The organism is Cohnella terricola, assembly GCF_007786475.1.
In the GTDB taxonomy this organism is placed as follows: domain Bacteria; phylum Bacillota; class Bacilli; order Paenibacillales; family Paenibacillaceae; genus Cohnella; species Cohnella terricola.
On record NZ_VNJJ01000001.1, the window covers coordinates 162,901 to 175,370 of the forward strand.

At 45.3% G+C, this 12,470-nt stretch carries 11 protein-coding genes; 9 read left to right on the forward strand and 2 right to left on the reverse strand.

Going from position 1 to position 12,470, the window contains the following annotated elements; all coding sequences use genetic code 11:
* Window positions 1-241: 241 nt before the first annotated feature.
* Window positions 242-826: a TetR/AcrR family transcriptional regulator gene (locus tag FPZ45_RS00785; RefSeq protein WP_144697345.1), complete on the reverse strand. Its 585-nt coding sequence runs from the start codon at window positions 824-826 to the stop codon at window positions 242-244.
* A gap of 127 nt (window positions 827-953) precedes the next feature.
* Here FPZ45_RS00785 and FPZ45_RS00790 point away from each other — a divergent pair, with 127 nt between their 5' ends.
* Together FPZ45_RS00790 and FPZ45_RS00795 are read left to right on the forward strand one after the other, a co-directional pair.
* On the forward strand, window positions 954-1,826 hold the full coding sequence (locus tag FPZ45_RS00790) for an alpha/beta fold hydrolase (protein ID WP_144697348.1): 873 nt from the start codon (window positions 954-956) through the stop codon (window positions 1,824-1,826).
* 19 nt (window positions 1,827-1,845) lie between these two features.
* Window positions 1,846-2,265 (forward strand): nuclear transport factor 2 family protein, encoded by a 420-nt coding sequence (locus tag FPZ45_RS00795; RefSeq protein WP_144697351.1) that lies wholly within the window; start codon window positions 1,846-1,848, stop codon window positions 2,263-2,265.
* A gap of 91 nt (window positions 2,266-2,356) precedes the next feature.
* Here FPZ45_RS00795 and FPZ45_RS00800 read toward each other — a convergent pair whose 3' ends face one another.
* A complete protein-coding gene (locus FPZ45_RS00800) occupies window positions 2,357-4,564 on the reverse strand; it encodes a helix-turn-helix domain-containing protein (protein ID WP_144697354.1) in 2,208 nt (735 codons plus the stop codon).
* 221 nt (window positions 4,565-4,785) lie between these two features.
* Between FPZ45_RS00800 and FPZ45_RS00805 the strand changes: the two genes are divergently transcribed.
* The 7 genes from FPZ45_RS00805 (at window position 4,786) to FPZ45_RS00835 (ending at window position 12,470) form a co-directional block, all read left to right on the forward strand.
* On the forward strand, window positions 4,786-5,697 hold the full coding sequence (locus tag FPZ45_RS00805; protein ID WP_144697357.1) for an ABC transporter permease: 912 nt from the start codon (window positions 4,786-4,788) through the stop codon (window positions 5,695-5,697).
* A 9-nt stretch (window positions 5,698-5,706) separates the two neighbouring features.
* A complete protein-coding gene (locus FPZ45_RS00810; RefSeq protein WP_144697359.1) occupies window positions 5,707-6,597 on the forward strand; it encodes a carbohydrate ABC transporter permease in 891 nt (296 codons plus the stop codon).
* Between the two features lie 61 nt (window positions 6,598-6,658).
* Window positions 6,659-8,173 (forward strand): extracellular solute-binding protein, encoded by a 1,515-nt coding sequence (locus FPZ45_RS00815; protein ID WP_144697362.1) that lies wholly within the window; start codon window positions 6,659-6,661, stop codon window positions 8,171-8,173.
* A gap of 104 nt (window positions 8,174-8,277) precedes the next feature.
* Complete coding sequence (locus FPZ45_RS00820; RefSeq protein ID WP_246120266.1) at window positions 8,278-10,728, forward strand: glycoside hydrolase family 38 N-terminal domain-containing protein; 2,451 nt, start codon at window positions 8,278-8,280, stop codon at window positions 10,726-10,728.
* A 255-nt stretch (window positions 10,729-10,983) separates the two neighbouring features.
* Window positions 10,984-11,424, forward strand: a complete 441-nt coding sequence (locus FPZ45_RS00825) for a DUF1801 domain-containing protein (protein WP_144697367.1) — start codon at window positions 10,984-10,986, stop codon at window positions 11,422-11,424.
* 33 nt (window positions 11,425-11,457) lie between these two features.
* The gene (locus FPZ45_RS00830; RefSeq protein ID WP_144697370.1) at window positions 11,458-11,769 is read left to right on the forward strand and encodes a DUF1806 family protein; all 312 of its coding nucleotides are present in this window, start codon (window positions 11,458-11,460) and stop codon (window positions 11,767-11,769) included.
* Window positions 11,766-12,470: a PIG-L family deacetylase gene (locus FPZ45_RS00835; protein WP_144697373.1), complete on the forward strand. Its 705-nt coding sequence runs from the start codon at window positions 11,766-11,768 to the stop codon at window positions 12,468-12,470. Before FPZ45_RS00830 ends, FPZ45_RS00835 begins: the two co-directional genes overlap by 4 nt.

A 12,470-nucleotide genomic window follows, 5' to 3' on the forward strand; every position in this document is an offset into this window, starting at 1 on the left:
TTGTGCCACTGAGCGAAGAGGCGCTAGCGCATTTTCGGCATCGTGAGTCGGCGTTTGTGTTGCTGACCGATATTCGCGATGACCAACGGGCTCCCCGATGCCGAGGTGTTGCGGCTGTACAAGGAGCAACACGAAGCGGACGGAATTTGTAGCCGCTGGTTGCCCTGCAAACGTACTCGTCCGTCAACAGCTCCACCAATTTCCATTTTTTTATGGAGAACATGCGCGGAAGATGAGTTACTTAATCGTGAAGCGTGTATTTATCATATAACACTTGACCAATCTGATGAAAGGATAACGATTTAGGATTTGCACGTGCTAAAAGCATTGATCCGATGAGCGTTGATAAAAATAAAGATGCTTCAGCATGAGTATCTGCATGACAATTAAATGCGTTGCACTTAACCCCTTCCTCTAAAGTTTTTGCCAACCAATCCAGATTGAGTTGCAGAAATAACTTCACTTCTTGCTGAATCGAATCTTCCAAAGTAATGATATCGCTGCTCAGCATAACACATAAACAAATTCTGCCATCTTCTGAGAAAATAGACTGATAGGCTTGCAGATACTCCTGCAATTTCTCCCGAGAACCCAATTCTGATTGATCGACTTGTTCCAATACCTCTTGAATCGTTTTTCGGTATCGTTTCATTAGCTCAAGCCCTAAATCTGTTTTGCTAGGAAAGTAGTAATGGATACTTGACGTTTTGATATCGAGTTCCTTAGCGATATCGGCATAACTAAAAGCATTAAAGCCTTTTCGTTGGATGAGTTTTTGGGCAGTATCCATGATGTTTTGGTGAGTGCTCTTCTTTGTATTCATCATGATGATATTTTAACCTATTAGTAGATAAAAATAAATCCAAAAAGAGCATTGAAAATCTGTTCGAAATCCATTATGATTTTATCTATCTACTAGTAGGTAGATAAAATCATAATGGAGGTACTACCGTATGAATAATTTAACAACGACTTATGCTACCGCAACAATTGAAGGCTTGGACATTTTTTATCGCGAAGCAGGTCCCAAAAATGCGCCTACTATTTTATTATTACATGGATTTCCGACTTCCAGTCATATGTACCGAAATCTGATAACTGGATTGGCTCAACACTATCGTGTGATCGCGCCGGATTATCCGGGATTTGGCAACAGCAGCGCGCCTGAGCATCACCAATTTTCGTATCGATTTGACACTTTTGCCTCTTTAATAGAAAAGCTTTTAGCACATTTGCAAATCGATGATTTCTTTGTTTATTTAATGGATTATGGTGCGCCAGTTGGTTTCCGCATCGCTAGCAGCAATCCAAATCGAGTCAAAGGGCTTATTGTTCAAAACGGAAATGCTTATGAAGAAGGATTAGCAGAATTTTGGATTCCAATTAAAGAATATTGGAACAATCCAACCGATAATGAAAAACGAGAAGCGCTCCGCTGGCTAACAAGTTTTGATGCAACCAAATGGCAGTATACACATGGTGTAGAAGACGTATCACGAGTTAGCCCTGATACGTATACATTGGATCAAATTTACTTAGATCGACCTGGAAATCAAGAAATACAATTGGATTTATTTTTAGACTATGGTTCTAACCCACCATTATATCCTGCTTGGCAAAAATATTTTCGCGATTTCCAACCACCTACCTTGATTGTATGGGGGAAAGGAGACGAAATCTTCCCAGCAAGTGGAGCTTATCCTTATTTGCGTGATTTACCTCAAGCAGATCTGCACATCTTGGATGATGCAAGCCACTTTGCTTTGGAAACACATGGAGAAAAAATCAAAAATCTGATGTTGGCGTTCTTAAACAAACATAAATAAATCGAAAGAAGTGGAACCCATGACAAATATCATAAAACCACCATTTACATTAGAAACAGCGCGAGCAAAAGTAAAAGCAGCCCAAGATGCTTGGAATACACGTGATCCTGAAAAAGTCGCTTTGGCGTACACCATTGATTCTCAGTGGAGAAATCGTGCCCAATTTTTTGTTGGCAGAGAAGCGATTGTCGCATTTTTGAAAAACAAATGGGAAAAAGAAATGGACTATCGTCTCATGAAAGAATTGTGGGCATATACAGACAATCGAATTTCCGTCCGTTTTGAGTATGAGTGGAGAGATGCTGATACCAATCAATGGATGCGAACACACGGAAACGAACACTGGGAATTTGACCAAGATGGTTTGATGAAAAGAAGAGATATGAGTGCAAATGACTATACCATTGAAGAATCCGACCGCAAGTATAAAGTCCTTTAAAATTTTGCATGTCAAAAATCAGACAGCGAGCAGTCAATGATCTGCCAGCCGTCTGATTTTTTTATCACGATTTTATGAAACACGGATTAAATCAATTGGTTTTGCGAAACTGACTTGGCGTTAATCCTGTCGCTTTCTTAAATGCGCTAAAGAAATGGCTTCTCGTTTGGAAACCTGTCTTTGCGGCGATCACGGTAAGATTATCGTCGGTGTTAGTGAGTAAATATTTGACTTGCTCGATTCGTTCGAGAAGAATATAATCCGCCAAAGTCACTTGGGAAGCTTCTTTGAATACATAACGCAAATGGCTTGTCGAGTATCCGAGATGATCTGCAATGGTGTCCACTGACATCGAAGGGTCCTGTAGATGCTGTTGCACATAATCCAATGTCTCTTGAAATAGTTCGCCTTTGCGACCGCTGATTTGTTGTTGATCTAGGGTATCCATAATTTGGAGTATCTCGTCTTCAATCCAACGTCTTGCCTCAACTAGAGAAGAGAATCGGGATGAGTCCAGTTCAGATGATAAAGTGACTTTATTGAATGACTTGAAGATTCTATAGGCAATCATTTGCAATTGAAAAAAGAATTCATTGTATGTCACGTTCTTCAAATCATTCAATAAGCGATCCAATAGTTGAAGGACTTGATTTCGATCGATTTGCTTTATGGCATGGATGAGTTCGTTCATTATTTTTTCGTCCGGGTGTTTGTGTTCGGAGCTATAGCTTTCTTCCAGATCCTGTGCCGTGTAGACCTTATTCTCTCCCTTGAAAAATTTCAACAATGTGAGTTCGTACGTGTCTTCATAGTCTCGACGAACGTTTTCCTGGATCCGCAGCTTGGAAGAACATGCAATAGAAGTGCGGATGTGCAGCCATCTCTCGATTTGCGCTCCAAGTAACAATAAAACGGTAGAAATCTCGTGTTGTTCACCCCCGGTTTCGGAAGCGCCGATAAGAAGGACGAGATGATCGCCGCCCATATCGACGATTTCGCAGAGGAACTGCGCTTCCTTCACCACCTCATCGCCGATATTGCACATCGCATATTTTAAGAGCTTTCTTGAATTATAATTATAAGTTTCTACAAATTGTTTATATGATTCGATGCGAATGACAGATAAATAATAGGAATCGAGGGAAAGTAACTGAGACGATTGTTCGATGTCATTACGAATGATCGGATAACCTTGTAGAACCCATTGACGCAGAAATTCTTCTCTAACAATGTTGTGATAATCTTTCAAAGAGTGTTTCATAGTCTGATTCGAATTCAGCAAATACATAAAACTGTTGCGGATGATGTCGGCTTCCCCCATAGATTTGCCGATATCCTCATTCCCCAGTTTGCTTTGCAATTCTCTTGATAACATGCGGAACGGTCCGAGCGTTCTCTTCGAATTCCAAAAGTATAAAAGTAACATAACCCCCATTAGAACGATGCAAGAAATAGCGATTTTCTTTTTAAACCATTCGATATTTCGGATCATCTCTTTCTCAATGACAATGAAATGCATGAACAGCTGCCCCGGCAGAAGCTCTACTGAAACGATTTGAGGCTCCTTCGCGGAGGAATACTCCAGTGATTGGAGAGACTCCAATAGTTTGTCGGAAGAAGTAACGGACATCTGATCAGGCAGATCATCTCCGAGGATGATTTGGTTATGTTTGTCCGTAATCGATATTTGCAACCCCGCCGTGTCCTCGTTTTGAAGCAAAAACTTTTGCAGTTCCTTTTGATTGAGAATGATAACGAGATATCCTGCATGTAATGTGACTGCTTGTGTGCTAGGTACAACTAAAGAAATGTAGGATGTCTCGCCAATCGCATGAGGAAAGAAACCAATGTAAGCCGGATGGTCGCGCAGTATTTTATCGACAATATTCTGATCGTAAAAGGATCCGAAATCAGCAATGCCTGTGGATGAATCTATGACTCTTCTCGTCTTTGTATTGATTAAATATATGGAATGCAAGAAGGGTTGTTGATTGGCTAATCGGGTACTTGCCTTGAATGCTTCAGCATCCATTACAGGATTGCTGCGATCCGTGATGAGCCATTCATTGATGGCATTTTCTTGGCTGCTGCTGATGCCGAATGATCGGATTGTATCAAAAGTAAATTGTGTGTTGTGATACGAATGTTTTATTTTGGCCAAGGCGAACATGTTCACGTCAGCGGCGGCTCTCTTTGAATATTCGTGAGATAAGAAAAAAGCAAATGCAATTAACATCATCATAATCAGACTGAGAATCGGGGGAAATCGCAGAAACGTCCTACCACTAACTATTTTCATTCCAAGCTCCTATGTTTTGAAATTGAGTGTCCATTCATTATATAAACAAAGGCAACCGTCGTAAAAGTCTTCATTTTGGAATGAGTCCTCATTCTGATTTATTTGGCGAATCGGCACTTCAAGAACCGATTCGTTAATATGTTGACTTTACCCGTTTCGAAGTTGCTTTTAAGATCGAGACAACAACCGGATGTTACTAAAATCATTGTAAAGGAGCACACATGGAACTTTTCCGAGATATTAAAAAAAATGTCGACCTGTATTTGTTGGCTTTGCCAGGTTTGTTGTTTCTCGTCCTATTTGCATATGTCCCGATGTCAGGACATTTGCTTGCTTTTAAGCAATATCGATTGGCCGACGGGATATGGGGAAGTCCGTGGACCGGATTAGATAATTTCAAGTTTTTTTTCGGTGGCCCAGACTGGCTTAAAGTAACGCTAAATACGCTGTTTCTAAATGGATTGTTCATTGTCGCAAGCTTGTTGGTTTCAGCCGTCATGGCGGTGCTGCTGAATGAAATGAAGAATCGCTTCTTTAAGAAAATGGCGCAGTCTGTTATATTTCTACCCTACTTTATTTCTTGGCTCGTCGTTAGTTTGATGGTTTTCGCGTTCCTGAATTCGGAAGACGGCATGTTAAATAAAGCGTTTGAATCCTTTGGCTGGTCACCGATTCCGTGGTTTCAGACGAAAGAAGTATGGCCGGCAATTCTTACCTTTATTTATGTTTGGAAATTTGCGGGCTATTATTCGATTATTTTCTTGGCTGCGATTACGGGGATCTCTTCTGAATACTACGAGGCGGCACAAATCGACGGTGCAACTCGTTTCAAGCAAATCATTTACATCACGCTTCCATTGATTAGGCCAGTTGCTATCGTACTTGCTCTACTGGGTGTGGGCAGAATATTTTATGGAGACTTTGGGATGATTTACGGAATTATAGGAGATAACGGGATTCTGTTTCCTACAACGGACGTGATCGATACGTATTCTTTCCGAGCGCTGCGACAACTAGGAAACTTTAGCATGTCGGCAGCGGTAATCCTGTATCAATCCGTCATGGGGCTAATCTGCATCCTTCTATTTAATGGGCTAATCCGTAAAGTCGATAAAGATTCCAGTTTATTCTAGGGGGCCGAAATGAGCATTCGTAAAAACCGTTCTAATGGGGAAAGAGTCTTTGTCTTTGGTGTTTATTCAATCGTCATTTTGTTCTCATTGTGTTGTCTGATTCCGTTTTGGTACGTCTTTATTGACTCCTTCGCTACGGATTCCAGCTTCGGAGTACATGGTTATCAATTATGGCCGTCAGAGTTCTCCTTGGATGCGTATCGCTATTTGCTCAGAGGGGATCAGATTTTCCGCAGTTATCTCATAACGATTATAGTTGCTGCGGTCGGCACGGCACTTGCCGTACTTATCACTTCGACGTTCGCTTACGTTCTAGCTAATAAGAAGATGAAATACCGGAGAATACTATCCTTTTTAACCTATTTTACAATGATATTTGGCTCCGGTTTAGTTGGTTTTTATATTTTGATTGCCAACTGGTTGGACCTGAAAGACTCAATTTGGTCGCTCATATTGCCGTATTTATTGAATCCATTCTATGCATTTATACTCGTTTCTTTCTATAAGACATTGCCGGCCGAAATCAACGAGTCCGCTACAATTGACGGAGCAAGAGAATTCAGGATTTTCTTCAGCATTATTTTTCCGATTACGGTGCCGGCTATTGCAACGATTACGCTCTTCTATGTCCTTCAGTACTGGAACGATTGGTGGCTGTCATTGCTATTCATTGATAACAGCAAATTGCACCCGCTGCAAATGATGATTAGGCAATTGATCTCTAATCTAAACGTATCGTCCTACGTATCAGGAAGCAATACAGCCTACAACGTCTCGGTACCGACCAGCATCATTCAAATGGCCACAGTGTGTCTGACGATTGGACCGATTATATTTGCATACCCGTTCGTGCAAAGATATTTCGTAAACGGACTTACTGTTGGTGCGGTGAAAGGCTAATCGAATCGTTATTCGCCGTTTGATAACGGTTGAATAGATACTTTACAAGGGGGAAGAAACAATGAAAAAGATGTTGGCAATCAGTATGACTTTATTAATGGGTACTTCGCTAATTACCGGTTGCTCCAAGACTGATTCTCGGCCAGAGGGATCAAAGTCCGCTCAAGAGCAACTTGACCAGGTTACGTTGAAAATAATGATCCCGGGAGATCGTCCAAAAGACTTCGATGCGGTAATTGCCGAAGCCGAGAAACGGTTGGCGCCAACGTTAAACGTGAAACTTAACGTCGTGTTCGTTCCATGGTCCGATCTTGCCCAAAAGACGCAAGTTACATTGGCATCCGGCGAAGCCGTGGATTTAGTGTTCGATGCGCCTTGGTTACATTTGAACCAAATGGTTGCAGCCAACTATTACGCGCCGCTAGACGATTTGCTAAAGCAATATGGTCCGGATATTTTGAAAGCCCGCTCCGAGCAATTGTGGGAAGCTAACAAATACAATGGACAAATCATGGCGATTCCGCTCAGCAACGCTTACTTAGCAGGTCATGTTTACTATGTTCGTAAAGATTTGAGAGAAAAGTTGGGCGTCGCTCCAATTAAAACATATGACGATCTCATCAAGTTTGCTGAACAAGTAAAGGAGAAAGTTCCAGACATCTCTCCGATTATTTCTTATAAAGCAGTTACGGATTGGACCAATTTCCGCACCTTTTTCGATTACGATTCCCATCTTAATGAAACTGCCATCGGTGTTAACGGCGTTCTCTACCTGAAGGACAATGACGGCAAAGTGCACAATATGTTCGAAGAAATGGATTCTACTGTATGGAAATGGATTACCGATGCCAGATATCTGTATCAAAATAAATTAATGTATCAGGATGTCATGTCAGTCAAAGACCAAATGGAAGTTTTTAAATCCGGTAAAGCGGCAATCATCAACGCTGCTGATTTCGGGGTTAAAACCGATGTGGCGAACGCTTTGAAGAAAAATGTCCCTGGGGCAGAGGTAGAGGCGGTTACGTTCTTCAAGCTGGAAAAGGAAGCGAACCTTTCGAGCTTCCAGGCATGGAATTTCATTGCGTTGTCACAGGTTAGTAAAAATAAAGAGCGGGCGATCCAATTCCTCAACTGGACGCAGCAAAAGGACAACTATGATTTGCTGGCATACGGTATAAAAGGAACGAACTGGGAACCTATCGGAGAAAATCAATACAAGGTTCTTAATGACGGCTATGCCTGGTTCCCATATGCGTGGATTTGGAATCCAACCCTGGATCGCTATGACCAAGGTCTGGGCGAAGAGGCGCAAGCGCTTAATCAATTTGTTGCCGATGCAGACAACTTTACGCCTAGCAAGTTGACCGGCTTCACGTTTGATTCTGCCCCAGTCGCCAATGAAATCGCGCAGTTAAATACACTACGCGATAAATACATGGATGCAATCTACCTTGGCATCGTAGATCCTGAAACGTACTGGAACAAATATAAGAGCGAAGCCAGCTCGGCAGCCAAGAAAATTCAGGTTGAAATGCAGAAGCAAATCGATGCGTTCCTGGCATCGAAGAATTAAACGCAAGTAATCATCTGATAAATCCACTGGTGCCGACGCTTTTCCATCACCGCGTCGGCACCGTTTGTTTCATGCGAAATTACGAGGTATGGAGGTCGAACAAATTGTCTAACGGACTAAAACGGAAATGGAAAGTTTATGTGCTGCATAATTCGCATACTGACATTGGATATACGGAAAGGCAAGAGAAGATAGAGAGATTTCATGCCGATTTCATTCGCCAAGCTGTTCGAATCATTGAAGATATCCAATCGGGCAAACGGTCGGAATGGAAAGGATTTCGCTGGATTTGCGAGACTTTCTGGCAGGTGGAGGCTTTCTTGGCAGCCGCAACGGAAGATGAAATTATTCGTTTCGAAGATGCCGTTCGCAGGGGGGATATCGAACTGCCCGGCACCTACTTGAATCTAACCGAGCTGATCGATGACAATGTCCTTCGTTCCATGCTCGATCGTTCGCAAAAATACGGTCGTTCCTTGGGCGTTCCAATTAAAACGGCGATGACGGCCGATGTCAACGGCTTAAGCTGGGGCTATGCCCAGACGATGGCCGATGCCGGAATCGAAAACTTCATCAGTTGCACACACTCCCATCACGGGACGTTCCCGCTCGGACTCAAGCAGACGCCTTTCTGGTGGAAAACGCCGAAGGGCGATCGCTTACTCGTTTGGAATAGCGAGTATTACCATATGGGGCATGAGTTAGGCTTGGTGCCGAACGCGATGACGACTTATTTGTTGAAAGACGAGTTCACGACAACTCCCATTATGGAGAACCATTGGGAAGTGGCAACGACGCGTTTATTTCGTTATTTGCGCAATCTGGAAAACGAAGGTTATCCATACGATTTCGTGCCGATTTTCGTTTCCGGCTTAATAACGGATAACGCGCCTCCGAACGGTGCGATTATGGATTACATCAAGTTGTGGAATGAACGGTTCGGGGAAGAAGTCGAAATGGAAATGACGACGTTGACGCCATTCTTCGATCACGTTCGCCAGCAAGATGTTCCGATCCCGGAATACTCGGGTGATTGGCCGGATTGGTGGTCTGACGGTTTGGCGTCCACACCACTTCATACACAGTTGTTCAAGGATGCCCAGCGCAAATTGCAGGTGATCAAGAAACTCGACCCGGAAGGAAAGATAGCTCGTCCGGAAAGGATTGCGCAGGCGGAAAAATTGCTTACTTTGTACGCGGAACATACGTGGGGTTACTCTTCCTCGATTTCGGAGCCATGGAACCCGATGGTGCTTCAACTCGGCGCAAGAAAAGAAGGCATGGCCACGAAAGCGCATGAATCGATCATGACGCTTTACGATGACGTGCTCGAGGCGCGCGGCGAAGCATTATTGTATCCGAGCAGGCCGATGCGATATCGAGTCGTGAACACTTCGGATACGGATGTTGCCGATTATGCGCAATTGTACGTCGACTACTGGGAGTATTCTCGAATTCAGCAAGGGCTTCAGATCAGGGATGTCGACACAGGAGAAACGTATCCGCATCAGATGATTTTGGCGAGTCGCGGTCACGTGATCGTCGTTCGGATGGCGTTGAAAGCGGGAGAAGAAAAGCTTGTCGAGATTATCCCAAGCCCGGAAGACATGTCCCTCGTAACGACCACGAGTTCGACGTTAAGGGGAATGGACGGCGTAACCGATATCGCGCCGATCGCGCAGCTGCACGGCGCGCTTGCGGACAGCGCGGTATACGTCGACGGTTCGATTCTGGAAACGTCCACCGTCCGAATCGAATGGGCGATCGGAGAAGGCATCGTGAGCTGGAAGGATAAAACGACGGGTCAAGACGTGCTGCGCGAGGATCGAAGCCATTCGCCGTTTGCTCCTGTTTACGACGTTACGCCGGTGGGCCTTAACCAGGACATTTACACCGTTCGCAAGGAAATGGGCCGAAATCGCAAAGGAACCAAAGCGGTGATCTCTTCAGGCGCATTGATTGGGTCGAAAACGATTTACCAAGGCGCCTTGTTCGCAACGGTGGAGCTGGAATACAAGGTGGCAGGAACGAGCTACTACGCGGTGCACTTAACGGCCTATGCGAATACGCCGCGGGTCGACGTGTCGGTTCGCTTGCACAAGGATAGCGTGTGGGAGCCTGAAAATCTGTATATTTCGTTGCCTTTCGGCGGAAGGGAGCAGTGGATCGAGAAAACCGGAATCGTCTTAAAGCCGCTTGAACAGCAGCTTCCCGGCACGGGGACGGACTTTTATTGTCTGCAAAACGGGTTCAGCTCTAAGTTGGAAAACGGCTGGGTGGCGGTCGCTATGCCGGATACGCCGCTTTTACAAGTCGGTCCACTGGTACATCACCGAATCCTGCTGCAGGGACATCCTGACTTAAACAAAACGCCACGATTACCTTATGCATGGACGATGACGAACTATTGGGAAACGAACTTCAAAGCGACAATGGGCGGTTTTTACGAATTCCGTTACAGCGTTCTATGGGGTTCCGATTTACAATCGGCTGAAGACGGCATTGACAGATGCCGTGCTGTTAATAGCGGGTTAGTATGCTATAGAAGCGAGTAATGGAACCCCTGATTTTATAAGGCTTTTCACGAGTAAAGCGCCACCACCCAATTGGATGGTGGCGCTTCTGTGACTGTCTCTCCTATTAAATTATAAATCAACAAGTTTATTTAATCGGCATGGCTCCTAAGGCTTCGGGGATCATCCTGAGGAAAAGAATGGATCGTAAGAGTACTTCACTAGATTTATGCAAAGTCCAGGGTTGGTAATGTATAATGGACAGGCGGTTATTGAATCGATAAAGGGGGAGCTCGAATGGCGTACGAGCAGAAGACGAAGGAAACCGATCTCAGCGTTGCCGAGTTTATCGAGAGTGTGGACAGCGCTTCGAAACGCAGGGACGCGTATGAGCTGCTTGATATTTTCGCCGAAGCGACGGGTTGTCCGGCCAAGATGTGGGGACCAAGCATCGTCGGATTCGGTTCCTATCATTACAAGTACGAATCCGGTCACGAGGGAGATGCTCCTCTTGTCGGCTTCTCGCCAAGAAAAGCGAAGATCAGCCTTTACTTCGCGCCGGGCGATACAGAGCGGGAGGCTTTATTGGCCGCGTTCGGCAAGCATACGGCGGGGAAAGGCTGCTTGTATATTAACAAAGTAGCGGATATCGATGTAGAAGTGTTGAAAGAGTTGATTCGTCAATCGGTGTCTTTTCTTCGTCAGAGATATCCCGATCGGCCCAACGGAAACAATTAGCCGAAATCTTGATTGAAGAGAGGAGAGATGACCATGATCCCAATCATCAAACCCGATGCGGAGGCTAAGCTGAGTGAATTCACGGGAGCCGAAGCGTATATTCACAGCGAAGCGACATCTTATGTATTCGTCCGGAATTTCAAGGTCAGGGTTACTGAGGCCTTTGTCGCTGGAGAAGGGCCTTACCGCGTCGCTCTTCGATTTGACGGGCACGGCTGGCTCCGCATGGAAGCGATCACCCATTACGAGATGGACGAGCATGGCCGTCTACTACTAGCCGGATATGACGACAGTGGGCGGATGAATGTCGCTCTTCATTTGGGAAAGGAGCCGTTCCCCGAATGAAGATCAACGATAGGAAGGCGCAACGTAAGCTGCTCGCGGTGTTCGCGCATCCCGACGACGAGACGTTTATATGCGGAGGGGCGCTGGCGAAATACGCCGCTGAAGGTGTCGATATTACGCTGGTTAGCGCCACGCGGGGAGAAATGGGGCGCCGAATGGGCAACCCTCCGTATCTCAATCGGGAGTCGATGGGAGCCGCCCGTGAATCGGAGCTGCGCGAAGCGTGCTTGCGCTTGGGCATACGACAGCTTCATTTTCTAGATATTCGAGACAAGACGGTTGAATTTATCAATGAGGAAAAGTTGACTGAACGGATCGCGGGTTTTATTCGGGAACTAGAGCCGGACGTCGTTCTGACGTTCCACGAGAAGCTGGGCGGACATCCCGACCATAATGCGATCGGGAAGGCGACGACGGCCGCGTTCCGCCGGACTGGGAGCAAGGGCGCACTATATTTTATCAGCTTCGGGGCAACGATGGCGCGCCCCGAGCGATTCGGCTATTCCCGCAAAGATGTGGTCCGGGTCGACGTGAGCGCGTATTTGCAAGCGAAGCTTGCCGCTTTCCGCGCTCATCGATGCCAGACCGAGATCGATGAATGGGTATGGCTGCCCGACCGCGAGGCGCTGTCCCGATTCGGAAAGCATGAGTATTTCTTGCTGGGAGGCGGAAAGCCCTCTAGCGGGGACTCTTTGTTTTAG